Source organism: Sphingomonas sp., assembly GCF_029239295.1.
Lineage (GTDB): Bacteria > Pseudomonadota > Alphaproteobacteria > Sphingomonadales > Sphingomonadaceae > Sphingomonas.
On the sequence record NZ_JAQZBC010000007.1, the window covers coordinates 1 to 24,237 of the forward strand.

The 24,237-nt window shown below is 66.1% G+C and carries 20 protein-coding genes; 11 read left to right on the forward strand and 9 right to left on the reverse strand.

Annotation, left to right across the window (positions count from 1 at the left end; genetic code table 11):
* Window positions 1–1,335: DEAD/DEAH box helicase (locus K0S66_RS08675; protein WP_301074951.1), on the reverse strand; the 1,335-nt coding region annotated here is incomplete at its 3' end.
* Window positions 1,336–1,738: 403 nt separating this feature from the next.
* On the opposite strand from K0S66_RS08675, the gene K0S66_RS08680 reads away from it, so the two are divergent.
* A complete protein-coding gene (locus tag K0S66_RS08680) occupies window positions 1,739–1,933 on the forward strand; it encodes a hypothetical protein (RefSeq protein ID WP_301074952.1) in 195 nt (64 codons plus the stop codon).
* On the forward strand, window positions 1,930–3,474 hold the full coding sequence (locus tag K0S66_RS08685; protein WP_301074953.1) for a methyl-accepting chemotaxis protein: 1,545 nt from the start codon (window positions 1,930–1,932) through the stop codon (window positions 3,472–3,474). The genes K0S66_RS08680 and K0S66_RS08685 overlap by 4 nt, the downstream gene beginning before the upstream one ends.
* Window positions 3,475–3,537: 63 nt before the next feature.
* Here the strand turns inward: K0S66_RS08685 and K0S66_RS08690 are convergent, their stop codons facing one another.
* Window positions 3,538–4,692 (reverse strand): acyl-CoA dehydrogenase family protein, encoded by a 1,155-nt coding sequence (locus K0S66_RS08690; RefSeq protein ID WP_301074954.1) that lies wholly within the window; start codon window positions 4,690–4,692, stop codon window positions 3,538–3,540.
* An 83-nt stretch (window positions 4,693–4,775) separates the two neighbouring features.
* Window positions 4,776–5,114 carry a hypothetical protein gene (locus tag K0S66_RS08695; protein WP_301074955.1) on the reverse strand — a complete coding sequence of 113 codons (339 nt, stop codon included), beginning with the start codon at window positions 5,112–5,114 and terminating at the stop codon, window positions 4,776–4,778.
* 144 nt (window positions 5,115–5,258) lie between these two features.
* Here K0S66_RS08695 and K0S66_RS08700 point away from each other — a divergent pair, with 144 nt between their 5' ends.
* On the forward strand, window positions 5,259–7,190 hold the full coding sequence (locus K0S66_RS08700) for an energy transducer TonB (protein ID WP_301074956.1): 1,932 nt from the start codon (window positions 5,259–5,261) through the stop codon (window positions 7,188–7,190).
* A gap of 64 nt (window positions 7,191–7,254) precedes the next feature.
* Complete coding sequence (locus K0S66_RS08705; RefSeq protein ID WP_301074957.1) at window positions 7,255–8,259, forward strand: fumarylacetoacetate hydrolase family protein; 1,005 nt, start codon at window positions 7,255–7,257, stop codon at window positions 8,257–8,259.
* A gap of 47 nt (window positions 8,260–8,306) precedes the next feature.
* On the opposite strand, the gene K0S66_RS08710 is transcribed toward K0S66_RS08705, so the two are convergent.
* The 5 genes from K0S66_RS08710 to K0S66_RS08730 all read right to left on the reverse strand — a co-directional run bounded on the left by K0S66_RS08710 (window position 8,307) and on the right by K0S66_RS08730 (window position 16,835).
* Window positions 8,307–9,176 (reverse strand): acyl-CoA thioesterase domain-containing protein, encoded by an 870-nt coding sequence (locus K0S66_RS08710; protein WP_301074958.1) that lies wholly within the window; start codon window positions 9,174–9,176, stop codon window positions 8,307–8,309.
* On the reverse strand, window positions 9,173–10,483 hold the full coding sequence (locus K0S66_RS08715) for a cytochrome P450 (RefSeq protein WP_301074959.1): 1,311 nt from the start codon (window positions 10,481–10,483) through the stop codon (window positions 9,173–9,175). The genes K0S66_RS08710 and K0S66_RS08715 overlap by 4 nt, the downstream gene beginning before the upstream one ends.
* A 72-nt stretch (window positions 10,484–10,555) precedes the next feature.
* Complete coding sequence (locus K0S66_RS08720; protein WP_301074960.1) at window positions 10,556–13,909, reverse strand: error-prone DNA polymerase; 3,354 nt, start codon at window positions 13,907–13,909, stop codon at window positions 10,556–10,558.
* Between the two features lie 36 nt (window positions 13,910–13,945).
* Window positions 13,946–16,171 (reverse strand): DNA polymerase Y family protein, encoded by a 2,226-nt coding sequence (locus K0S66_RS08725; protein ID WP_301074961.1) that lies wholly within the window; start codon window positions 16,169–16,171, stop codon window positions 13,946–13,948.
* Window positions 16,080–16,835, reverse strand: a complete 756-nt coding sequence (locus tag K0S66_RS08730) for a protein ImuA (RefSeq protein WP_301074962.1) — start codon at window positions 16,833–16,835, stop codon at window positions 16,080–16,082. The genes K0S66_RS08725 and K0S66_RS08730 overlap by 92 nt, the downstream gene beginning before the upstream one ends.
* 222 nt (window positions 16,836–17,057) lie before the next feature.
* Between K0S66_RS08730 and K0S66_RS08735 the strand changes: the two genes are divergently transcribed.
* From K0S66_RS08735 to K0S66_RS08750, 4 genes are all read left to right on the forward strand, one after another.
* A complete protein-coding gene (locus K0S66_RS08735; RefSeq protein ID WP_301074963.1) occupies window positions 17,058–18,341 on the forward strand; it encodes a 3-methyl-2-oxobutanoate dehydrogenase (2-methylpropanoyl-transferring) subunit alpha in 1,284 nt (427 codons plus the stop codon).
* A gap of 190 nt (window positions 18,342–18,531) precedes the next feature.
* Window positions 18,532–19,536, forward strand: a complete 1,005-nt coding sequence (locus K0S66_RS08740) for an alpha-ketoacid dehydrogenase subunit beta (RefSeq protein ID WP_301075107.1) — start codon at window positions 18,532–18,534, stop codon at window positions 19,534–19,536.
* Between the two features lie 103 nt (window positions 19,537–19,639).
* On the forward strand, window positions 19,640–20,965 hold the full coding sequence (locus tag K0S66_RS08745; protein ID WP_301074964.1) for a dihydrolipoamide acetyltransferase family protein: 1,326 nt from the start codon (window positions 19,640–19,642) through the stop codon (window positions 20,963–20,965).
* Window positions 20,965–21,363, forward strand: a complete 399-nt coding sequence (locus K0S66_RS08750) for a polyketide cyclase (protein WP_301074965.1) — start codon at window positions 20,965–20,967, stop codon at window positions 21,361–21,363. The genes K0S66_RS08745 and K0S66_RS08750 overlap by 1 nt, the downstream gene beginning before the upstream one ends.
* A gap of 30 nt (window positions 21,364–21,393) precedes the next feature.
* Here K0S66_RS08750 and K0S66_RS08755 read toward each other — a convergent pair whose 3' ends face one another.
* Entirely contained in the window at window positions 21,394–21,537 is a 144-nt protein-coding gene (locus K0S66_RS08755; protein WP_125945859.1) for a lmo0937 family membrane protein, read from the reverse strand.
* 246 nt (window positions 21,538–21,783) lie between these two features.
* On the opposite strand from K0S66_RS08755, the gene rimP reads away from it, so the two are divergent.
* The 3 genes from rimP to K0S66_RS08770 are packed head-to-tail and all read left to right on the forward strand — an operon-like array spanning window position 21,784 to window position 24,193.
* Complete coding sequence (gene rimP / locus K0S66_RS08760) at window positions 21,784–22,335, forward strand: ribosome maturation protein RimP (RefSeq protein ID WP_301074966.1); 552 nt, start codon at window positions 21,784–21,786, stop codon at window positions 22,333–22,335.
* Complete coding sequence (gene nusA / locus K0S66_RS08765) at window positions 22,335–23,957, forward strand: transcription termination factor NusA (RefSeq protein WP_301074967.1); 1,623 nt, start codon at window positions 22,335–22,337, stop codon at window positions 23,955–23,957. The genes rimP and nusA overlap by 1 nt, the downstream gene beginning before the upstream one ends.
* On the forward strand, window positions 23,957–24,193 hold the full coding sequence (locus K0S66_RS08770) for a 4-oxalocrotonate tautomerase family protein (RefSeq protein WP_301074968.1): 237 nt from the start codon (window positions 23,957–23,959) through the stop codon (window positions 24,191–24,193). The genes nusA and K0S66_RS08770 overlap by 1 nt, the downstream gene beginning before the upstream one ends.
* The last annotated feature ends 44 nt before the right edge of the window (window positions 24,194–24,237 follow it).

Below are 24,237 nucleotides of genomic sequence, written 5' to 3' on the forward strand. Positions count from 1 at the left end.
GCCTCGGCCGCGTCCGCCGCGAGCGCCACCAGCGCCGCCGGGCCCGCCACGACGGCTTGCGTTGGCGTAGTCGCGCGTCGCGGTCGGCGAGTGGGTCGCTTTGGGACGTGCGGGGCCGCGCTGCTGCCGGGGACGATCCTCGCGCGGAGCGGGATCGTTGCCAATTGCCTTGATCCGGGCCGCCTTCAACACATCGGCGCGCTTCATGAAGTCCGCCGGAAGTGCACGTACCGGCACCTTCTGGCGAGTCAGCTTCTCGATGTCCTTGAGGTACGGACGCTCGTCATCAGCGCAGAACGAGATGGCGATGCCGCTGGCGCCCGCGCGGGCGGTGCGGCCGATGCGGTGAACATATTGTTCCGGCACGTTCGGCAGCTCGAAGTTGAAGACGTGGCTGACGCCTGAGATATCGATGCCGCGGGCGGCAATATCGGTCGCGACCAGGATCGGCACTTCGCCGCTCTTGAAGGCGGCAAGCGCGCGCTCGCGCTGCGGCTGGCTCTTGTTGCCGTGGATCGCGTTCGAAGCGATGCCGTTGCCGGCGAGCAGCTTCACGACGCGGTCGGCGCCGTGCTTCGTACGGGTGAAGACCAGCGCGCGATCGACCTTCTCTTCCTGGATCAGGATGGTGAGCAGCGCCTGCTTTTCCGCCTGGTTGACCAGCACTACCTGCTGATCGACGCGCTCGGCTGTTGTCGACGCCGGAACGACCGAGACGGTCTGCGGATCATTGAGGAACTGGTCGGCCAGTTCGCGGATCGACGAGGGCATGGTGGCCGAGAAGAACAGCGTCTGGCGACGGCGCGGGACCATCCGAACGATCTTCTTCAGCGCGTGGATGAAGCCTAGATCCATCATCTGGTCCGCTTCGTCGAGCACGAGGATTTCCAGCATCGTCAGGTTGCAGAAGCCCTGCTCAACCAGATCGAGCAGTCGGCCCGGGGTCGCGACCAGGATGTCGACGCCGCGCGACAGATCCTGCCGGTTCTTGTTGATGCTGGTACCGCCGAATACGGTTGCAACGCTCAGACGCGAATGGCGGGCGTAGAGCTTCGCATTGTCGGCGATCTGGCTGGCCAGTTCGCGCGTCGGTGCCAGCACGAGCATGCGGACGTGCGTCGGCAAGACCCGCTTCTCGCTGCCGACGAGCCGCTGGATCGAGGGAAGGACGAAAGCGGCGGTCTTGCCAGTGCCGGTCTGGGCGATGCCCAGAAGGTCGCGGCCGGTGAGAACCGTCGGAATGGCATCGCGCTGGATCGGCGTCGGAGTCTCATAGCCCTTCGCTTCAAGCGCGCGGACGAGCGGCTCGGCGAGACCGAGATCGGAAAATGACATGAATAAACCTATGAATAGTCGCAGCCCGCAACATCAAAGATGCGCAGGAAACGGGGGAAAATAGACACCCCGCGTGACTTGGGAAGCCGGTTCGATCGACCGAGACGGAGCCTGGGCACGAAGCCCGATCACGCTGCATACGTCTCGATTGGTGGCAAATGCAGGCCAGAGGCGGAAAAGTCAAGTATCAGCATTCGAGCGGCTGACGATGCCCGCGTCTGCATTGGCCGACGGCGGATGCTTTACCTAGTCCTAACCGTTGTTAGGTCACTGGTACCTCATGGGTTCTGGTTCATTCCCGCACGCGCCGGTGCGATGTAGTTTAAGCGTCGTTGCAGCGCAGATCGCAATTGCGGTCGTCGCGCTCGGGACGCTTGCGTTGGCGCCGCCTTTGCACGGGAACATGATGTTGATCCCGCTACGGCCGGGTCTGCCCGCTGCGCGCATTGCGCTAGCAGCGGATGCACGTCTGCTCGCGGCGGGGCCGGGCGGCGGCGTGATCGTGCGGGGGGATCGTGACGCGCTGTTCTGGCCGCTTCTGCGGGCCGGCGTGCTGACGATGGCCGCGCCGGCGGCGCTCTGTGGGGGGCGGGCATGATGACATCGCTCGATACCCTGCGGATGCGCGGGGTTCGCGTGGTGGTGGGTGTAGGCTGGTTGTGCCTGCCGCTGCTGCTGATCTGGGGCGTAGCGATGAACGCGCCCGGTACGGTCCTCGCGATTGCCGCGGCGGCGGTGGTGAACATCATCCCCACCATCATGGCGCTGAGAGGCCGGCATGATCTGGCCGCGCGAATGAGCTGCGGCGTGGTGGCAGCGGCGATGCCGGCGATCTACGTTTACCTGCTCGCGGGTTCGGCGTGGCAGATGGACGCGCACATGTACTTTTTCGTCGCCCTGGCGGTGATTGCGGTGCTGTGTGACTGGCGGCCGCTGGCGTTGGCATCGGGGCTGATCGCCCTTCACCACCTGGTGCTGTCCTACGTGCTGCCGGGATGGGTGTTCGAGAATGGAGGCGCGCTGCATCGCGTGCTTTTCCATGCACTTGCGGTGGTGCTGGAGTTTGCGGCGCTGACCTATTTGACGACGCGGTTGCGCGTCCTGATCGTGGCGCAGGATGCGGCGCGTGAGGAGGGCGAGCGACTGATCCGCGTGGCGGAGGCCGAAAGAGGCAGGGCGATCGCGGCCCTTGCCGCCGCACAAGCGGCCGAGGAGCGGTCACAATCGGAGCGGGAGCGGAGAGAAGCGGCCGAATCCCGAATCGAGGGCGAACGCCGCGCTGCGTTGATGGCGCTGGCGGATGATTTCGAGCGGTCGGTCGCCGGTGTCGCCGTTGCGATCGAGGGTGCGGCGGCGACGCTGGAAGGGTCGTCGGCAACGCTGACCCGGATCGCGGCGGAAGCGGGGCGGCAGGCCAGCGAAGTGGCGGTCGGCGCGTATCAGGCGGCGGGCGCGACGCAGGATGTCGCGGACGCCGTTCAGCGACTGACCGATTCGATCGGCGGGATCGCCGAAAGCGCCAATGCGCAGGCGATGCTGACTGGCGACGTTCAGCGCAATGCTGAACATGGCAAGATTGCCGTGCTGGATCTGGCGGCGCGCGCCGGTGACATCAACGGTCTGGTTGCCGAGATCCACGAGATTGCGACGCGCACCAACCTGCTGGCGCTGAACGCCACGATCGAGGCGGCACGCGCCGGTGAGGCCGGGCGCGGGTTTGCGGTGGTGGCCGGCGAAGTAAAGCAGCTGGCCGGCGGGACGGCGCGCGCCAGCGAGAAGATCGTGTCGCTGATCGGCAGCGTTCGCCACGGGGTTCATTCTACCGAGGCCAGTATCGTTGGCGCGGCGGATGCGGTGTCGCGCGTCGCCGCCGCGGCGGACGACATCAAGAGCGCTGTCTCCGGCCAGCGCGGTGTCGCCGCGCAGATCGAGCGCACGGCGCACGAGGCTGCGCGCGGGGTCGACATGATCGAACAGCGGATCGCGCAGGTAGCGGAGGCCGCGAATGAGGCCGACGTGCTGTCCCGGCAGGTCCGTGAGGCGGCCGGAGCGCTGTCGGACCATGCCCGGCGCCTTAGACGAAGCACCGATGGCTTCGTGGAACAGCTGCGTACTGGCGAGCAATCGATCGCCGCCTGAATCACGACGCCCCTCCCGCCGGGTGGCGGAAGGGGCGTTCGATGGTCGATCAGTCCGGCAGGCTTAGAGCTTGCGACCGATCACTTCCTTCATGATCTCGTTTGTGCCGCCGTAGATCCGGCTGACACGCGCGCCGCGCCACATCTTGGCGATCGGATATTCGTTCATATAGCCAGCGCCACCGTGCAGCTGGAGGCACTTGTCCATGACCTCCCACTGAAGATCGGTGTGCCAAAGCTTGGCCGCGGCGCCTTCCTCGTTGGTCAGCTCACCCTTCAGGTGGCGCTGGATTGCCCAGTCGAGGTGCGCCCAGCCGACCTGCAGCTTCGCCTTGAGATCAGCCAAGACGAACTTGGTGTTCTGGAAATCGAACACCGTGCCCTTGAACGCCTTGCGCTCCTTCACGAAAGCGACGGTGTCGTCGAACGCCTTCTGCGACGAGGCCATGGTGCTGACGGCGATCGATAGACGTTCCTGCGGCAGCTGGCTCATCAGATAGATGAAGCCCATGCCCTCTTCGCCGAGGCAATTGGTGATCGGCACGCGCACGTCCTCGAAGAACAGCTCCGAGGTGTCGGCGGCGTCCTGACCGATCTTGTCGAGCTTGCGCCCCTTGCTGAAGCCCTCGCGATCACTCTCAACGAGGATGATCGACATGCCCTTATAGGCGGGCTGCGCATCGGGATCGGTCTTCGCGACGACCAGCGTCAGATCGGTGTTCTGACCGTTGGTGATATACGTCTTGGAGCCGTTGATGACGTAGTGATTGCCGTCCTTCTTCGCAGTCGTGCGGATCGACTGAAGATCGCTGCCGGTGCCCGGTTCGGTCATCGCGATCGCGGTGATCACGTCGCCCGACACCATCTTGGGCAGCCATTCCTTCTTCTGCTCCTCGGAGCCGTAGGTTTCCATGTAACCGGCGACGATGTCCGACTGGAGCGAGAAGCCGGCGGGAACGCCCGAATAGGCCATTTCCTCATCGACGATGGCATTATATCCGAAGTCGAGACCCAGGCCGCCGTACTCCTCCGGCACGGTCGGGCAGAGCATGCCGACCTCGCCGGCCTTCTGCCAGAAGGCCTTGGGAACAAGGCGATCCTTTTCCCATTGATCCGCGTGCGGCACGCCTTCCTTGGCCAGGAAGCTGCGCACGGTCTGGCGGAACGCTTCGTGATCCTCGTTGTACGCGAAACGGCCCGCAATCTGGTCGAGCGACATTCGAAACCTCTCCGGAAATTTACTGCACTGCTTGTCGCCAGCGCGGCTGGATGGGTCAAGTAACTTTTGTTATGGTGAGGGGGTCACTGCGGCCGATCGCAGCGATTGACCAGCGCCTTAGCGCGCGCTGCATTGAGGCCGCCACGATGCGCTGCACAGGGCCGCCCATCAGGGCCGATCGCGACCGCGAAGGGGAGGCCGGGCGTGCGGGCGAGCAGATCCTTGCGCGCTGCCGTCATGACCGCTGGCTCGGGTATCCAGCGGCGGTGCTGTGGTACGCGCGCCACCATGCGATGGCTGTTCCGGCTGTCATCGACCAGCATCACGCGAACGGCGAACGGCCCCGCTGCGCGAGCAATGTCTTCGAGTACCGCCAGTTCGGCATGACAGGGCGCACACCAGCTCGCCACCAGCAGCAGCACGCTGCTCTTCGGAATCTGCTTGCCCCGCCGCCGGAGAAGCCGAGCACGCGATCGCAGCCGCGATGGCGGCAATCCCATGCTTCGTCGCATCTCGACACCGGTTTGCAAACATGGTTCTTCTGCCGCCATTAGGGGGGATGTAACATGCTGTATCTGCTGGCCTTGCTGGCTGCCGGTCAAGCGGCGGCACCAGCCGCGACCGGGGCGACCAGCCTGCAACAACGATTTGACGCTGCCACCCTGGCCGCCGCTACGCCGGCCAAGTGCCAGGAGGCGATCGCAGGCTTCGAGGCGATCGAGCAATCGGGAGCCGCGCAGCGTAACGGGCTGGTCCGTTCCGCTTCTGATGTGCGCAAGGGCCGCTGCCTGGTGGTGGTCGGCCGCGATGCAGAGGGGGAGGCGGCGATCAGGCGCGGTCTGCCGCAGCTGCAGGCACGGGGCGCTGACTTCGACGCTGACGTGCGCGATGCCTATATCATGCTGGGGCAAGTGGCTCTTCGGCGGTCAGACAACGACGCGGCCGTCGCCGAATTTCAGCGAGCGCTGGAAAAATCCCAAGGTGCAGCCCGCATCTTGCCGCAGCTGATGATGGCCCAGGCATTGATGTTCGATCGCGACGGGCGAGCGCTTCGTCACGCGGAAGCGGCGCAGGCCATCGTCACCAGCACGCCCGGGCTCAGCAAGCGTGATGTCGCGCGCGTGCAGACCATCTATGCCCGCGTCTTGCTGAACGAACGGCGCGACAAGGAAGCCTATGACGTGCTGCGAGACAGCCTGGCCAAGCAGGGCGGGCTGGGCATGAAGGTGTCGCTGGATGACATCGCAACCCGTTCCGATCTGGCGATCGCCGCGCTCCGCAACAACGATGTTGAAGCGGCACGCCGCTACCTCGTGTACACAGGGGCAGGCCGCATGAAGGATGCACCGTTCCGAACGGCGGTGGAAATGGAGCCGCCGACCTGCAATCCTGCCGCTGGCATAAAGCCAGAGGATGTCACGATCGTCGAATTCACGCTTCATGACGACGGGCATGTTTCCGACGTGACGCCGATCTACACCACCGGCGGTCGAGCCAGCGCGATCGCCTTCGCCGAGGCCGTGCGTGGTTGGTCGTGGAAAGCCGAGGATGCGAAAGCAATCCCGCTGTTCTTCCGCGCCTCAACCCGGATCGAACTGCGCTGCATTAGCACGTCCGAGCGTCCGTCGATCTATGCTCCTTCGCGTGAGGCCATGGCAGCATGGTTCGAGAGCCGTGGCCTGAGCCGTGCTGACTGGGCCGACCTGCCCGAGGCGCGCGCGCTGCCGCTGCAACGCGCGGCGGCAAATGAAGGCGGCCCTGCCGGACTGAGAGGCATGTTGGCCGTCGCGCTCAGCCCCTTGGTGGACCAGAAGGAGCGCGAGGCAATGCGGGATCAGGCGCGAGCGCGCGCCGCGGAACTCGGCGCGCCACCGGCCGCACAGGTGCTGCTGGCCAGCATTGAGACCAAAAGTTATGTCGGCACCAGCTACCGCGAGGCGAAGCGTGAAGCCTTGGCCCAGCCCGATGTGGCGGCCGACCCGGTCGCCGCGGCGACGCTGCGACTGGCCATTGTGGCGCCGCGGTACAAGGCCAAGCCGCCCGCGGATGCCCTCCCGTTGCTCGAAGCGGTGGTCACCGGCCCACTTCCTGTAAGCCACCCCTTGAAGGTGGCGGCGCTGCTGCAGAAGGCAAATGTCCTGGCGGAAGCGGGTGATTATGCCGGGGCGCAGGCAGCATTTCGGCAAACTGGGCTGACGGCGGAGCAATGCTCCTTGTTAGGCCTGACGCCCGCGACGACACGCCATGGCGGCGGCAGTTCGGACTATCCTGACGCTGCGGTCCGGCACGGCTTCGAAGGGTGGGTGCGCGCGGAGTTCGACGTTACGGCAGACGGACGCACGGCGACGCAGCGGGCAGTCGCGGCCTACCCGCCGTTCATCTTCAACGATGCCGCAATCGGCGTGGTGCGGGGCGCGCGGTTTACCAGCAGCTACCGCCCGGAGGGCGCGCTCGCCTGTTCGGGGCAGCAGCGTTCGATCGTATTCAAGATGCCGTGATCGACCGCTCTCGACTTGATCGGCGACGCGCGCCTATGCCGGACGGCTGAAAGAGAGGTGACGGATGAAACTAGCGAGTTTGAAGCATGGCCGTGACGGCAAGCTCGTCGTGGTATCGAACGATCTCGCCTGGTGCGCCGATGCCGGCCATATCGCGCCAACGCTGCAGGCGGCGCTGGACGATTGGGACCGGGTGTCGATCGACCTCCAACTGCTGGCGACCGATCTGGAGCATGAGGTGATCCCGCGGCTGCGTTTCCATGAGCATGAGGCTGCCTCGCCGCTGCCACGTGCTTATCAATGGGCGGATGGTTCGGCCTACGTGAACCACGTGGCGCTGGTGCGTCAGGCGCGCGGGGCGGAAATGCCAGAGACGTTCTGGCACGATCCGCTGATGTATCAGGGCGGATCCGACGGGTTCCTGGGACCGCGTGACCCGATTCCGCTGGGCGACGAAAGCTGGGGCTGCGACCTGGAAGCCGAGGTGGTGGTCGTGACCGGCGACGTACCGATGGGCGCGAGCCGCGAGGATGCGCTGGCGGCGGTTCGGCTGGTCGGCCTGACCAACGACGTGTCGCTGCGCAACCTGATCCCCGGCGAACTCGCCAAGGGCTTCGGCTTTTTCCAGTCCAAGCCGGCGTCGGCCTTCTCACCGGTGTTCGTGACGCCCGATACGCTGGGCGACTGGTGGCAGGACGGCAAGCTGCACCGCAAGCTGATGGTCGACCTGAACGGCCAGCCGTTCGGTCGAGCCGAAGCGGGCGAGGACATGACGTTCGATTTCGGCACGCTGATCGCGCATGCGGCGAAGACGCGCGCGCTGGGTGCGGGGACGATCGTCGGGTCGGGTACCGTTTCGAACCGCGATGCCGATGGCGGGCCGGGCAAGCCGATCGCGCAAGGCGGCGTCGGCTATTCCTGCATTGCCGAAGTGCGGACGATCGAGACGATCGCGGGCGGCAAGCCGGTGACGCCGTTCCTGAAGAAGGGCGATACCGTCCGGATCTGGGCCGAGGACGACCGGCATCACCCGATCTTCGGCGTGATCGAGCAGACGGTGGGCGGCTGAATGATCAGCGCCCGGGCGGGTTCTGCCCGCCCGGATTGTCGACGGGACTAGCCGTGCGGCAGATCGTGCCGCACGGGATCGCCCGCGGGATCGGTGATCGCGAGCATCCGGGCAAGTGCCACGGGGCGATTGGGATCACCCTGATGCGCCTCGATATCGAGCGTGATCGCCCGGCGGCCGATGCGGCGGGGCACCACGCGTGCGACCAGCGGCAGCGTGGCGAGCGCGGGCGCCAGAAAGCGGATCTCGATATCGAGCGGGCGGAAGGCCGCGTCGATCGATGATACGCCGGCGTGTTCGAGCAGACCGGCAATGACGCCACCGTGATAGGCCGGCAGGGGGGCGCCGACATGTTCGACCCGCGGCTGCATCGTCATGCCATCGGGCGAGGCGTCGGCACCGAGATAGTCGGCGAAGGTGGCGGCGGGCGATGGCGGCAATACGTCATGCCGCTCGTCCATCCGGCCCGGGGTGCCGCCGGGCATCGATCCGATCAGATAGCGCGCGGTGGCGGCGCCGACCGGCTTGCCGTCGGCGACCAGCCGGCCGCGTGACAGCGCCAGATCGCCCTCGCGCGTCACTTCGTCGATAGTGCAACTGATCGGCGACGCGGGCAGCGGGCCGAACCAGTCAACCCGCAGGTCGAGCGTCATCATCGGTGTGGGTCGCGGCAAAGTGGTGAAGACGCCGCCGGCGGTTGCCTGGTCGGCGAGCACCAGCGCCGCGCCGCGCGAGATCCGTCCTTGCGCATCGCACACCGCGGGAAGCGCTGCGTCGAGCGTGGTCAAGACCGGCTGTCCGATGATCGCGCGCTGGGTCATGCCGAGCGCGGCACAGGCGGGGATGGTGCGGATATGGTCGTCAGGCTCGGTGCCCGGAAAGCCGGGGTAGAGTTTCTCGGGATCGTGTCGGCTCACCTGGCGCGGTACCGGATCGGGAGATGTTTCATGCCGCTCACAAAGCTGGCGCGGGTCCATGACGGGTCGCCGGCAAGTTCGAAATCATCGAAGCGGGCGAGCAGTTCTTCAAACAGGATACGCATCTCCAACTTGGCGAGGTGCTGGCCCAGGCACAGGTGGGGGCCATAACCGAACGCCAGGTGCTGCCGCACGTTGGCGCGGTCAACCCGGAAGGTGAAAGGATCGTCGAAGACAGCGGTGTCGCGGTTAGCGGATGGATAGGCCATGACGAGGCCGTCACCTGCCTTGATCGGCACGCCGGCAACTTCGGTATCCTTAGCCGCGGTGCGGAAGAAATGCTTCACCGGGCTGGCCCAGCGGATCATCTCCTCCACGGCGTTGGGGAGCAGCGATGGATTATCGCGCAGCTTCTGCATTTCGGCCGGGTTGCGGATCAGTTCGAGCAGACCCGCGGACGAGGAGGAACTGGTCGTATCGTGGCCGGCGGCGGCGATGATGAGGTAGTAGCTCATCGCCTCCATATTCCCCATCGGCGAGCCGTCAGTCAGCGTCGCATTGGCGATAATGGTGGAGACGTCTTCGCGCGGATTGGCCTTGCGATCGGCAGTGATGCGATCGCACCAGGCGTTGAATTCGGCGATGGTGGCGAACAGCCCGCCCATTTCCTCCGGCCGCATGTGGTCGAAATCCTGCGCGCCGAACACTTCCTGCGTGATCTTCATGAGGAACTGTTCGTCGTCGCGCGGGACGCCCAGCGTCAGCATGATGACGCGCAAGGGGAACCAGATCGCGACTTCCGCGGCGAAATCGCACTCGTTGCCGAGCGCTGCCATATGATCGACGCTGTCGCGAGCGAGGGTACGGATATCCTCTTCCAGCTGCTTCATGTGCTTGGGCGAGAAATAGCCCTGCGTCATGGCGCGGAAGTGCTTGTGATCGGGATTGTCCATGCTGACGAGGTTGCGCGTCAGCTTGTTGCCGCCGGTCAGCGCCATGATGCGTTCCTCATCGGCGACCGTCGCGAGTGTCAGCCGCGGATCGTTGAGGAAGGTTTCGTTGTCGAGTTCGACCCGGCGGATGTCGGCGTGGCGCGCCACCGTCCAGAACGGGCGATAGCCGTCCGGCTCACACCAATAGACCGGCGCTTCCTCGCGCAGATATTTGAAGATCGCATGGTAGCGTTCTTCATGCGCGTAGCTGTCAGGATCGACGATGGCGGCATCGAACGCAGCCTTGTCAGTCGGCAGCGGGACGTGCGGGGTCACGCCGATCTTGGGCTCGCGGCTGAGGGCGGCGGTGGCCATGCGGTCTCTCCTATCCATCTGCCGGTCGGGTGCCGGCTTCGCGCGAAACCTAAGCCGATCGCTTTATCAAGATCAATGGAAGTCGTGGCTGCGGATCGGAATCACATCCTCCGGTCGGTCGCGATAGTGATAATCCGTGCGGTTGCGCGGCTTCCACCCGGCGTCGCCACGATCGGGCGCGCCGGGGTGCGTGGCGCCGTCGCCTCGGGCGACAAGCGAAGGAAGATCGATCTCCCCCACCTCGCGTAGCATCCAGGTGAGATCGGTGATCAGGTCCGCGACGACGTGGATCACGATCCCTTCCTTTTGCACGCGGCCGCGAATGCTGACCATGGCGGAAGACATGACGGTGCGGCGCTGCGCCTCGAACCGGTCGGGCCACAGAATGCCGTTGGCGACGCCAGTTTCGTCCTCGATGGTAATGAACAGCACGCCCTTGGCACTGCCCGGCCGCTGGCGGACGAGGATGATGCCGGCGACGTCGACCAGTGAGCCTTCCTTGATGGTCTTAAGCTCCTCGCACCGGACGCAGCGGCGCTCACGCAATCGATCGCGCAGGAAGGTGAGCGGATGCTGGCGAAGCGTGAGCTGAGTGGCGCGATAATCCTCCACGACTTCGCGGCCCGCAGTGAGCGCCCGCAGGTGGACAGGATCCTCCTTCGTCTCGATGGCAGCGAGCAGCGGGAGCGGCGTGTCGCCAAGGCCGCGGATCGCCCATAGCGCTTGCCGCCGGTCGAACCCCATGCCGGCAAAGGCGTCGGCCTTGGCAAGTTTCTCCAGCGCGGCAAGCGGCACGCCTGAGCGGCGCCATACATCCTCGACCGAGGTGAACGGGCGCGCGGCGCGGGCGGTGATGATCTTGCCCGCATCGGCGGCGGAAAGCCCGTGGACGATGCGCAGGCCGAGGCGGAGCGGGTGGAGCACTTTGCCGCCCCTGCGATTTTCGGGAGCGGGGGCGAGAGATTGAGCCTCCTCATCCCGTGCGTCGAGGGTACGTGACTGTGGCACCGTTTCAGGCTCCAGCAGCGCGGTGTCCCAATCGCTGGTCATGATGCACACCGGCAAGATCTCGACGCCATGCGCCCGCGCGTCGCGGACGATTTGCGCAGGGGCGTAGAAGCCCATTGGTTGAGCGTTGAGCAGCGCCGCACAGAACACGTCGGGATGATGACATTTCATCCATGACGAGGCGTAGGCGATCTTGGCAAAGCTCGCCGCGTGGCTTTCGGGAAAGCCGTAGCTGCCGAAGCCCTCGATCTGCTTCACCAGCCGTTCGGCGAAATCGAGCGCGATGCCGTTGGCGCGCATGCCGGCGATCAGCTTCTCGCGGAAAATGCCGACGCCGCCCGTCATCTTGAACGTCGCCATGGCGCGGCGCAGTTGATCCGCCTCGCCTGGGGTGAAGCCCGCGCCGAGGATCGCCACCTGCATCGCCTGTTCCTGGAACAGTGGCACGCCCAGCGTCTTCTGCAGAACGTCCTTCAGCTTGGGGCTGGGATAGTCGATCTTCGCCTGCTCCGCTGGAGATAAAGCCCGGCGCTTCAGATAGGGATGCACCATGTCACCCTGGATCGGGCCCGGACGGACGATCGCGACCTGGATGGCGATGTCGTAGAAATTGGTCGGCTTCATGCGCGGCAACATGCTCATCTGCGCGCGGCTCTCGATCTGGAACACGCCGAGTGTATCGGCCTGGCGGATCATCTCGAACGTTGGCTCATCGTCGTCCTGCAAGGGATCGCTGGCCATCGTCATGGCGATGCCCTTGTGCTCGCCGAGCAGATCGAACGCGCGGCGCATGCACCCGAGCATGCCGAGGCCGAGGATATCGACCTTCATGAAGCCGAGATGCTCGATATCCTCCTTCTCCCATTCGATGACGTGGCGGTCGACCATCGCGGCAGGTTCGATGGGCACGAGATCGTGCAGCGGATCGCGCGTCAGGACGAAGCCGCCGGGGTGCTGCGACAGGTGGCGCGGGGTGCCGATCAATTCCTTGGCAAGCTCAAGCGCCAGGGCGAGGCGCGGTTCGCCAGCATCGAGATTCAGCGCCTCGACATGGCTGTCGGGCACGCCCTCGTTCGACCAGCCCCATACCTGACCGGCGAGGGCGGAGGTCATATCCTCTGGCAGGCCAAGCACCTTGCCCACCTCGCGGATCGCGCCCCGGGTGCGGAACCGGCTAACCACCGCGGTCAGCGCGGCATGGTCGCGGCCATAGGTTTCATAGATCCATTGGATCACTTCCTCACGCCGCTCATGCTCGAAATCGATGTCGATATCGGGCGGCTCGCGGCGTTCCTCGGAGACGAAACGTTCGAACAGCAACTGGTGCTTGATCGGATCGATCGACGTGATGCCGAGCACGAAGCAGATCACCGAATTGGCGGCGCTGCCACGACCCTGGCAGAGGATCTCGATCGAGCGCGCGTAGCTGACGATCGAATTCACCGTGAGGAAATAGGGCGCATAGCCCATTGTCGCGACGAGCCGCAGTTCATGCTCCAACTGCTTCGTATAGGCGTCAGGCGGGGGGCCATCGAACCGTTCTGCCAGTGCGTTGCGCGACAGGCGTTCCAGCGCGTCCTGCGCGGTGCGGCCGGACATGATGATCTCGTCGGGATATTGATAATCGAGGTCGCGTAGCGAGAAGGTGCAGCGTTCGACGATCCCCTCCACTGCGGCGAGCGCCTGGGGATGATCGGCGAAGCGGCGCGCCATTTCCTCCGGTGGCTGGAGATGGCGATCGGCATGCCGCTCGCGGCGGAAGCCAAGTTCGTCGATGGTGCATTTTTCTCTGATCGCGGTGACGACGTCCTGCAGCATGCGGCGGTCGGGCTTGTGGTAGAGCACGTCCCCGGTGGCGAGCGGGCCCAGGCCATAAGCATCAGCCGCTGCTGCCGTCTCAGCGAAGCGCAGCCGCTCACCAGGACGGCGCCATGGAGTGAGGCAGGCATGGCCGCGCTTGCCGAAAATGTCGGCAGTGGCGGCGAGCGCGGTCGGCGCCGTGCCGCTGCGTCCCGGCACCAGCGCCCCAACCAGACCATCGGCATAAGCAGCGACATCCTCCCAATGCAGGAAGCATTGTCCCTTTTCGCCGCGCTGCGCGTCGGCGCGTGACTTGCCGAGCGTGAGAAGGCGAGTGAGCCGGCTCCAGGCGGCGCGATCCTCCGGCCAGACGAGCAGCGATTCGCCGGTGACGAGGTCGAGCCGGCAGCCGGGGATGGAGCGGATCTCCAGCCCCTGATCCTTGCGCACCTGTTCGGTGGCATACAGCGCACGCACCACCCCGGCGACCGAGTTGCGATCAGTGATGCCGAGCGCGGGCATCCCCATCAGCGCGGCGGTGGCGAACAGTTCCTCGCACGAGGACGCGCCGCGCAGGAACGAGAAATGCGTCGTTACCTGAAGCTCGCTGTAGGTCACGGCGCAGGTGCCCTGGAAACACGGCGGCCAGCGATGTCACGCAAAGGTGCCATGGATGTACCAGCTGAGATCGCCCGTTTCGGCACGCAGGCCGTCGCCGCGGCGGAACAGCCAGAAGCGGTGGCCCTGTTCGTCCTCAACGCGGAAATAATCGCGCACCCCCTCGCGCTCCCCGCGGCGGCGCCACCATTCGCCGGTGATCCGTTCGGGACCGTCGGAATGGATGACGCGATGCGGGCGTCCGCGCCAGGTGAAGCGGCGGGGCGCATGGTCGGGCATTTCGGCCATGACGTGATCGATCGGCTCGGGGCGACGCAGCAGCCGGGCGGGGCGTGGCCAACGCGGGTGCCAGGGATGATCGGGTGTACGGGCATCGAGCTGGCGCACGTCGTCGCGCTTCAGGCGGGTGGCAGCGGTTGCCGGGGGATCGAGCGGCGGCAGCGGGGCGACCGAACGTTCGGGCACGTCGCTTTCGATCGGCTGGTGGCGCCATAGCCGCGCGGGGCCGATGCGGTTGGCGAGCGTGTCGACCAGCGGGGCGAGATCGGGCGCCTGCTGTTCGGCCAGCGCCGCCCCCAGCGTCTCCGGGCCGAGTGGATCGGCGCGGACGAGATGCAGCGTCAGCGCGTCGAGGCCGTAGCCGACGTCGATTTCCTCGATGCGGCGGGAGATGAGGCGCAGAAGGTGCGACGGTTCGCGGGTGGCGCGGGCAAGGCCGATGCGGATCACCTGATCGGTTGAATCCACGCGGGCGGCGACAAAGGCCAGCGCGCGGGCACCAACCCCGGCCTTGGCCAGCGCCTCCGCCAGATCATCGACGAGGCCGGTCAGCCAGTGGCCGATGGCATCGGCGGTGGCGATCGGTTCGGCGAAACGGCGAGTGACGGCGATCGGCTGCACCGGGATGATCGGATCGAGCGGCTCTGGCAGGGCGCCAGTGGCCTGGTCGAGCCGCTGCGCGATTGCCTTGCCGAAGCGGCGGACAAGCGGGGCGCGAGGCATCGCCATGAGTTCGCCGACCGTGTCGACGCCGAGCCGGGCGAGCAGCTCGCGCGCGGGCTCGTCGAGGCGAAGCGCGGTGACCGGGAGGGACGCGAGCGCATCGCCATGCGCGCCGGGCGGGATGATCGCGGCGGGCGCGGCCTGGCGCGCAAAGGCCCAGGCGGCGCCGGCGGTGTCGGCGATCGCCAGCTGCGCGGTGATGCCCAGCCGGGCGAGCAGACGCAGCAGGCGGCGTGCCATCGCTAGCTCGCCGCCGTGGAGATGGGCAGTACCGCTGATCTCGAGAAACAGGCCGTCTTCGTCGGACAGCGCGACCACCGGGCACCAGCGCCGGGCAAATGCGGTGGCGAGGCGTTGAAGGTCGTCGAGATCGCCCGCCGCATCGGCGTCGCGGACGTCGAGATCGGGCACGGCGGCGCGTGCCTGGGTCAGCGCCATGCCGGGCGTGAGGCCGAGGGCGCGTGCTTCGGGCGAGGCGGCGGCGATTTCGATGCGGCTGCCCACCTTGTGCACGGTGATAAGGGGCGCGCAAACTTCTCGAACATCGCGCTTATGGGATTGGGGCGCGGGGTGTTGGAGATTGGAGGCGCGGGCGACGGTGTTGGCGAGGGTGCGGCCGGTGTCGAAAAAGGGCGCGACGCCCGGAACGTGGGCGCTGGCATCGTTGGAGCCGCAGCGGGCGTATTTGTCGGGATGCGGCCCTTCGCCGGGGTGGCGCACCGAAGGCATGGCATTCCACCGCGCGAGGGCGGTGGCGGCGCGATCGTCGGCGTTGGGATCGAGGCCGTCGAAGCCGCGCCAGCGGGTATTAGGCACGTCCTCGGGATCAGGCCGCAGCGGCTGCGGATCGGAGCGGAGGGCAAGTGTCGTGGGCACCGGGCGTGCGCCTTCGTCCGGCGGCATGGCGCGGAAGGGATGATCGGCGGCTTCGCTGCGGCGACCCATTTCACGCATCGGTGGCCGCTGGTGGGCAGGCATGGCCTCCACCTGGCGCGCGACATCGGCGCACGTCGATTGCGACCATGGTTTTTCGGCAGGCGCAGCCGCATCCGTGCGCGCCCAGCGGGCGCCGGGGCGCCAGCCGGTGTTCTTCGGCGCGTCGCATTGCAGCACCTGTTCCTCGGTCACCGCCGCCGTTAGGGGCGCGAGATCGAGCGGTGTGCCCGGTTCAGGCCGCGGCGTTGGTGCGCGGCGACGCTCTGCCCGGCGCACGCGATCGATCGCCCAGTGCGGCAGGTAGAGCGAGACGACCCGTGTCATCGCAGGCCTCCAGTAAAGTATCGAAAGGTTCGCCGCCGCGTTGCCGCACCAGCGAGACGGACCAGCGCGGACGCCCCATGGCGCCGCTGCGCAGGGGAACGGAGGGCGCGGCGCCGATCCGCCAGCGGGTGAGCGCGGCAGACGGCGTGCCCAAGGGATCGGCATCCTCGCGCGCATGGCGGCGCATCAGCAGCGCGATCGTTCGGCCCCCCTCGGCAGCGAGTTGCAGCCGGCGAGTGGCGGCCATGCCGGCGCGCTTCACCTCCCCGATCACCGCGCCAAGACCACGGTGACGCAGCCCTTCCTCCATCAGCGCGAGCAATTCGGCATCGTCGCACGCCTCGGCATACAGGACGCGTTCGGGCGAGAGGCCGGCCTGGTAGAGGCCGGGCGCGAACAGATCCCGCCGACGCACGACCCACAGGATCGGGCCCCAGGCGCGCGCGGCAATCCCGGCCATGAACAAGGTGGCAGCCGAATCGTCGCACATGTCGGCGCCCTTCGCCGAAACCTCATGCAAGCCATCGAGCCGCAACCCGCCATCGCCCAGCCGCGAATCGACATCGGCCACCCCGAACGGCAATGTTTCGCGCCGACGATGGCCATCGCCTTCGATGGCGCGGAGCGTTTCTCTCAGCTCGGCAATGGTGGCAGGGGATGGCACGGGCACGACTCGCTCAAAACTCTAGTTCCCCTTTTGTTCCTACAGCCGCCGGAGTCAATCAGGCGACTCGCGATCATGGACAGGTCGCTCCGAACAGGGGTGATTCCGGTCGATTCATTTCCGGTCGTCGAGGACGCTGGCGCAGTGCGTTGAAATTTTATAACAAGGATTCGATCTGCTCACCGGCGCGTTGTGCCGGTGTAACTAGTAACCGGAGAAACTATGGCGGACGCCGCCCGCAGCAATCTGCCCCCGCTCGCGCTGCATGTGCCCGAGCCCAAGTTCCGCCCCGGCGACACGGTCGACTTTTCGGATGTGGAGATCCCCGCCGCGGGATCGGTGCGCCGTCCCGATACCGCCGAGGACGCACGCGGCTTCACCGACCTCGTCTATACGATGGTCCGCGTGCTTGATGACGACAATCGCGCCGTCGGCCCATGGGATCCCAAGCTGTCGCCGGACACGCTGCGGCGGATGCTGCGCCACATGGCGACCGTGCGCGCGTTCGACGAACGCATGTTCCGCGCGCAGCGCCAGGGCAAGACGAGCTTCTACATGAAGTCGCTGGGCGAGGAGGCGGTGGCGGTGCCCCAAGCCTATGCGCTGGATGCCGACGACATGTGCTTCCCGTCGTATCGCCAGCAGGGCCTGCTGATCGCGCGCGGCTGTCCGATGGTCGACATGATGAACCAGATCTATTCGAACACGGGCGACAAGCTGCAGGGCAAGCAGCTGCCGATCATGTATTCGGAAAAGCGGTTCAGCTTCTTCTCGATCTCCGGCAATCTGACGACGCAATATCCGCAGGCGGTGGGCTGGGCGATGGCGTCAGCGTCGAAGGGCGACACGCGCATTGCCGCCACCTGGTGCGGCGAGGGTTCGACCGCGGAAGGCGACTTCCACTCCGCGCTGACCTTTGCCACCGTCTATCGCGCGCCGGTGATCTTCAACGTGGTCAACAATCAGTGGGCGATTTCGAGCTTTTCCGGCTTTGCCGGCGCGGAAGCGACGACCTTTGCCGCGCGCGCCGTGGGCTATGGCATCGCTGGCCTGCGCGTCGACGGCAATGATGCGCTGGCGGTCTATGCGGCGACGCAATGGGCGGCAGAGCGCGCGCGGACCAACCAGGGCCCGACCCTGATCGAGCATTTCACCTATCGCGCGGAAGGCCATTCGACCTCCGACGATCCGTCGCAATATCGCAGCGCGGGTGAGCCGACGGCGTGGCCGCTGGGCGACCCGATCCGGCGGCTGAAGGACCACCTCATCACCATCGGCGAATGGGACGAGGAGCGTCATGCGGCGATGGACAAGGAAGTGGCCGACGAGGTGAAGGTCGCGCAGAAGGAAGCCGAGAAGAACGGCATCCTGGGCCATGGCCTGCACCAGCCGCTCGACACGCTGTTCGACGGCGTGTTCGAGGAGATGCCGTGGCATCTGCGCGAACAGCAGGCGCAGATGATGGCCGAAGAGGCCGAGAGCGGCCGGCCGTGGGATCGCAAGTGACGCTTCCGCCTGGAAGCGCTGTCCGCGCAGAGGCGCGGGGCATTGAACGCAACGCATCGATGACGCCGCAGCCTCAGCGGCAATGGATTTCCGCCCGTGCGGGAACGACGGAGTTGGCCTGGTGAGTGACGTGACCGAAACCAATGTGGCCGAGACCGCGGGGGACGCCGAAGCCGCTGCCACCACGCGTATGAACATGATCCAGGCGATCAATTCGGCCATGGACGTGATGATGGCGCGCGACCCGGATGTCGTGGTGATGGGCGAGGACGTCGGCTATTTCGGCGGCGTGTTCCGCGCGACCGCCGGCCTGCAGGCGAAATACGGCAAGACGCGCGTGTTCGACACGCCGATCACCGAGATCGGCATCATCGGCGTGTCGATCGGCATGGGCGCCTATGGCCTGCGTCCCGTCCCTGAGATCCAGTTCGCCGATTACATCTATCCCGCGCTGGACCAGCTGGTCAGCGAGGCGGCGCGCTTGCGCTATCGTTCGGACGGCGAGTTCACCGCGCCGATCACCGTGCGATCGCCGTTCGGCGGCGGCATTTTCGGCGGGCAGACACACTCGCAGAGCCCCGAGGGCATCTTCACCCATGTCGCGGGGCTGAAGACGGTGATCCCGTCGACGCCGTACGACGCCAAGGGGCTGCTGATCTCCGCGATCGAGGATAATGACCCGGTCATCTTCTTCGAGCCCAAGCGCATCTACAACGGTCCGTTCAACGGCCATTGGGATCGCCCGGCGGCGAACTGGTCAAAGCATCCCGCAGGCGAGGTGCCGACCGGCTATTACAAGATCCCGCTGGGCAAGGCGGCGGTGGTGCGCGAAGGCCAGGGCGTGACGATGCTGGCCTATGGCACGATGGTGCACGTCTGTGCGCAGGTGGTCGAGGATACCGGCATCGACGCCGAGATCATCGACCTGCGCACGCTGGTGCCGCTCGATATCGAGACGATCGAGGAAAGCGTGAAGAAGACCGGGCGGTGCCTGATCGTGCATGAGGCGACGCGCACCGGCGGATTCGGCGCGGAGCTGTCGGCGCTGGTGCAGGAACGCTGCTTCTATCATCTCGAGGCGCCGGTGGAGCGCGTGACCGGATTCGACACGCCCTATCCGCACAGCCTGGAATGGGCCTATTTCCCTGGCCCGGTGCGTATCGGGATGGCGCTCAAAAAGATCATGAAGGACTGACACCCAGTCCCACCCGCCCCGTCCGTCCCGCGCGAAGTCGAGGGGCGGGGTTTGCGAGACAGTGTCTCGACTTCGCTCGACACGAACGGATTTGGATCAGGCTATGGCGCGTTTCACCTTCAAACTGCCCGATATCGGCGAAGGCATTGCCGAGGCGGAGATCGTCGGCTGGCATGTCGCGGTGGGCGACCGGGTCGAGGAAGACCAGAATATCGCCGACATGATGACCGACAAGGCAACCGTGGAAATGGAGTCGCCGGTGTCGGGCACCGTCGTCGAACTGGCGGGCGAGGTCGGCGACCAGATCGCGATCGGCGCGATGCTGGTGGTGATCGAGACCGATGCTGAGGGCGCGACGGAGCCGGAGGGTGAGGCCGCGGCGGACGTCGAGCAGAAGCTGGGCGGCGCTGATGAGGTCGAGGCGTTCGAGGCCGAGAACCCGGGCGTCGAAGAGGTGGTCGAGCCGGCCCCGGCCGCGCCCGCGCCTGCCCCCGCCGCGCCGGCGGCTGCTGCGCCGGATGCCGATGTGGCTCCTGCTGCGTCCCCGGCGGCTGCCGTCCTTGCCTCCCCAGCGGTGCGGGCGCGCGCCCAGGATCTGGGCGTCGACCTTTCCCAGGTGAAGGTGTCGGAAGGCGACCGCATCCGCCACGCCGATCTCGATGCGTATCTGCGCTATGCCGGCGGGCAGGGCTATCACCCGCCGCACGCCAGCCGCGCGCGGGCGGACGAGCAGGTGAAGGTGATCGGGATGCGTCGCCGCATCGCCGAAAACATGGCCGCATCGAAGCGGAACATCCCGCACTTCACCTATGTCGACGAGATCGACGTGACCGCGCTGGAGGAGATGCGGGCGGACCTGAACGACAATCGCGGGGGCCGGCCGAAGCTTACCATGCTGCCGTTCCTGATCGTCGCGATCTGCCGCACGCTGCCCGACTTCCCGATGCTGAACGCGCGCTATGACGACGAGGCGGGCGTGGTGACGCGGTCCGGCCGGGTGCACATGGGGATTGCCGCGCAGACCGACGCCGGCCTCACCGTGCCAGTGATCCGCGACGCGCAGGACAAGAACGTGTGGCAGCTGGCGGCAGAGATCGGGCGGCTGGCGGAAGCGGCGCGCACGCAGAAGCTGAAGCCCGAGGAACTGGGCAATGGGACGATTACCGTCACCTCGCTCGGGCCGCTCGGCGGCATTGCGACGACGCCGGTGATCAACCGGCCGGAGGTGGCGATCATCGGGCCGAACAAGATCGTCGAGCGTCCTGTTTTTCGCCCTAATGGTTTTGGGGGTGATGACATCGTTCGGGCGAAGCTGATGAACCTGTCGATCAGCTGCGACCATCGCGTGGTCGATGGCTGGGATGCGGCAAGCTACGTCCAGGCAGTGAAGAAGCTGCTTGAGACGCCCGTGCTGCTGTTCGCCGACTGATGCGCCCGGCGATCGTCCTTTCGGTCACGATCGCGCGACAGTGGCGGGAAGTCTATGAGGCGTTCTGGCGCCCCGAAGCCTTCCCGCGCTGGGCCTCCGGGCTCAGCGAGTTCGCGTTGCGCGAGGATGGCGATTCGTGGGTAGGCGACGGTGCGGAGGGCGGCATCCGCGTCTTCTTCACCCCGCACAACGACTATGGCGTGATGGATCATCGGGTGATCCCCGACGGTGGTACGCCGGTCGAGGTGCCGCTGCGCATCATCGCCAATGGCGAGGGCGCGGAGGTTCAGCTGACGTTGTTTCGCCAGCCCGGTATGGACGACGAGACGTTTGCGCGCGACCGCCGCTGGATTCGCAAGGACCTGGCGACGCTGAAGGCGCTGGCCGAGCGCGGCTGACGATCCGCCGCGCCGGCCCGGCCTTTGCCGCTAGACGCGGCGGCCGGTGAACAGCTGCACCAAGCCGACGATCAGCGCGATCACCAGCAGGATGTGGATCAGGCCGCCCGCGACATGCAGGCTGAAGCCGAGGAGCCATAGGACCAGCAGGATAACGACGATCGTCCAGAGCAAGGCATCTTCCTTTCAAAGTGTTGTCTGGTGAACGATGCCGCCGGGCGACCGTTCCGACCCGCTGGCAACATTGTGCAACAATCAGGGCCGCTCTGAGCAAGTCGGCGTCTCCGGCGCACGGTGGGGGGATTGCCCATCATCGCATCCCGATCTATATTGGCCGTGCTTTCTCTTACATCGCCAGATGCAAGGGGTCGCGGGGCAAGGCTTCGCGGCGGCAACAACCTGTGTGTATGTGGAGACCCGATGGCGGATATTGCCGCGCTGACCCAGTTGATCGAAACCGAGGCCAAGGCACTCGGATTCGACCTCGTGCGTGTCGCGCTGTTCGGCAAGGGTGACGAGCGTACGTTGCAGGTGATGGCCGAGCGGCCGGACACGCGGCAGCTGACGATCGACGATTGCGCCGATCTGTCGCGCCGCATTTCCGACGTGCTCGACGCGCTGGAAGAGGCTGGTCGCGACCCGATCGAGGGCGCGTATCGCTTGGAAGTGTCGAGCCCCGGCATCGACCGTCCGCTCACCCGCCTCAGCGACTATGCCGATTGGGCGGGCCATGAGGCGAAGCTGACGCTGGACGAGCCGCTCGAGGGGCAGAAGCAGTTTCGCGGCGAGATCGCCGGCGTGGAGGGCGAGGAAATTGCCATCCGCAACCGCACCGGCACGGTCGCGCGTGTTCCCTTCGGTCGGATCATCGATGCGAAGCTGGTGCTGACCGACAAGTTGATCGCTGCAACCGTCCCGCTCTCCATCGAGGGCGCGGAAGAAGAAGAAATCGAAGCAGAGGAAACCGAGTAATGGCTACCGGCGTCACCGCGAACCGTGCGGAACTGATCGCGATCGCCAACAGCGTCGCCAGCGAGAAGATGATCGACAAGGCGATCGTCATCGAAGCGATGGAAGATGCGATCCAGCGCGCGGCGCGTACGCGCTACGGCCAGGAAATGGACATTCGCGCGAAGCTGGATCCCAACAACGGTGACCTTCGCCTGTGGCGTGTCGTCGAAGTGGTCGAGCAGGTCGACGACATCTACAAGCAGGTCGATGTCAACGGCGCGCAGAAGCTGCAGAAGGGCGCCACCGTCGGCGACTTCCTGGTCGATCCGCTGCCCCCGATCGAATTCGGCCGCATCCAGGCGCAGGCCGCCAAGCAGACCATCTTCCAGAAGGTCCGCGATGCCGAGCGCGAGCGCCAGTATGAGGAATTCAAGGATCGCGCGGGTGAGATCATCACCGGCGTCGTCAAGCGCGTCGAATTCGGCCACATCGTCGTCGACCTGGGTCGCGCCGAGGGCGTAATCCGCCGCGACCAGCAGATCCCGCGCGAAGTGGTGCGCGTGAACGACCGTATCCGCAGCCTGATCATGAAGGTAGTGCGCGAGAACCGCGGACCGCAGATCTTCCTGAGCCGCGCCCATCCCGACTTCATGAAGAAGCTGTTCGCGCAGGAAGTGCCCGAGATCTACGATGGCATCATCGAGATCAAGGCCGCCGCCCGCGACCCGGGCAGCCGCGCCAAGATTGGCGTCATCAGCCACGATTCCTCGATCGACCCGGTCGGCGCATGCGTCGGAATGAAGGGTAGCCGCGTTCAGGCCGTCGTGCAGGAAATGCAGGGCGAGAAGATCGACATCATTCCGTGGTCGCCGGACATCGCGACCTTCGTCGTCAATGCGCTGCAGCCGGCGAACGTCAGCCGCGTGATCATCGACGAGGAAGAAGAGCGTATCGAAGTCGTCGTTCCGGACGACATGCTGAGCCTGGCCATCGGCCGTCGGGGCCAGAACGTGCGGCTTGCCTCGCAGCTGACCGCCAAGGCGATCGACATCATGACCGAGAGCGATTCGAGCGAGAAGCGCCAGCAGGAATTCGTGTCGCGCACCGAGACGTTCCAGAACGAGCTGGATGTCGACGAGACGCTTGCCCAGCTGCTGGTGGCCGAAGGCTTCACCGAGCTGGAGGAAGTCGCCTACGTCGAGCTGGACGAACTCGCCGCGATCGAAGGCTTTGACGAGGATCTGGCGCAGGAGCTGCAGAGCCGTGCGGCCGAAGCGATCGAGCGTCGCGAGCAGGCCAATCGCGAAGCGCGCCAGGCGCTGGGCGTCGAGGATGCGGTGGCCGAGCTGCCGCACCTGACCGAAGCCATGCTGGTCACGCTGGGCAAGGCCGGCCTCAAGACGCTGGACGATATCGCCGACCTCGCCACGGACGAGCTGATCGAGAAGAAGCGCGTCGAGCCGCGCCGCCGCAACGAGGACGCACCGCGCCGTCCCGAGCACAAGGGTGGCGTACTGGGCGAATATGGCCTGACCGAAGAGCAGGGCAATGAGATCATCATGGCCGCCCGTGCACACTGGTTTGAGGATGAGGACGCGGCGCCCGCGCCCGCCGACGCCGTGACGGAGGAGTCGGAGGCCTGATGCCGTTCGTTTCGATCAGACTGGCAGGCTCCGCTTCCAAGGAGCAGAAGGCGGGGATCGTGGCTGACGTCACGTCCTCGCTGGTCTCGCGGCTGGGCAAGAACCCGGCCGCGGTCCAGATCGTGATCGAGGAAGTCTCGACGGAGAATTACGGTGCTGGCGGCGTGTTGATCGTAGATCGCGACTCGCCCGTGGCGCCCAAAGAGGGAGACGCGCATGCGGAACCCTCACAATGATCGGCTAGCGATCCGCCAGTTGGTGCGGGATCAGGCCGGCAGCC

Excerpts from the sequence above, each read along its gene's own strand:
- K0S66_RS08735 (WP_301074963.1), top strand. The coding sequence starts at position 17,058 with ATGGCGGACGCCGCCCGCAGCAATCTGCCCCCGCTCGCGCTGCATGTG.
- K0S66_RS08690 (WP_301074954.1), bottom strand. The coding sequence starts at position 4,692 with ATGTCGCTCGACCAGATTGCGGGCCGTTTCGCGTACAACGAGGATCAC.
- K0S66_RS08680 (WP_301074952.1), top strand. The coding sequence starts at position 1,739 with ATGATGTTGATCCCGCTACGGCCGGGTCTGCCCGCTGCGCGCATTGCG.
- K0S66_RS08725 (WP_301074961.1), bottom strand. The coding sequence starts at position 16,171 with ATGACACGGGTCGTCTCGCTCTACCTGCCGCACTGGGCGATCGATCGC.
- K0S66_RS08685 (WP_301074953.1), top strand. The coding sequence starts at position 1,930 with ATGATGACATCGCTCGATACCCTGCGGATGCGCGGGGTTCGCGTGGTG.
- K0S66_RS08750 (WP_301074965.1), top strand. The coding sequence starts at position 20,965 with ATGCGCCCGGCGATCGTCCTTTCGGTCACGATCGCGCGACAGTGGCGG.
- K0S66_RS08715 (WP_301074959.1), bottom strand. The coding sequence starts at position 10,483 with ATGGCCACCGCCGCCCTCAGCCGCGAGCCCAAGATCGGCGTGACCCCG.
- nusA (WP_301074967.1), top strand. The coding sequence starts at position 22,335 with ATGGCTACCGGCGTCACCGCGAACCGTGCGGAACTGATCGCGATCGCC.
- K0S66_RS08770 (WP_301074968.1), top strand. The coding sequence starts at position 23,957 with ATGCCGTTCGTTTCGATCAGACTGGCAGGCTCCGCTTCCAAGGAGCAG.
- K0S66_RS08745 (WP_301074964.1), top strand. The coding sequence starts at position 19,640 with ATGGCGCGTTTCACCTTCAAACTGCCCGATATCGGCGAAGGCATTGCC.
- K0S66_RS08700 (WP_301074956.1), top strand. The coding sequence starts at position 5,259 with ATGCTGTATCTGCTGGCCTTGCTGGCTGCCGGTCAAGCGGCGGCACCA.
- K0S66_RS08705 (WP_301074957.1), top strand. The coding sequence starts at position 7,255 with ATGAAACTAGCGAGTTTGAAGCATGGCCGTGACGGCAAGCTCGTCGTG.
- K0S66_RS08740 (WP_301075107.1), top strand. The coding sequence starts at position 18,532 with ATGAACATGATCCAGGCGATCAATTCGGCCATGGACGTGATGATGGCG.
- rimP (WP_301074966.1), top strand. The coding sequence starts at position 21,784 with ATGGCGGATATTGCCGCGCTGACCCAGTTGATCGAAACCGAGGCCAAG.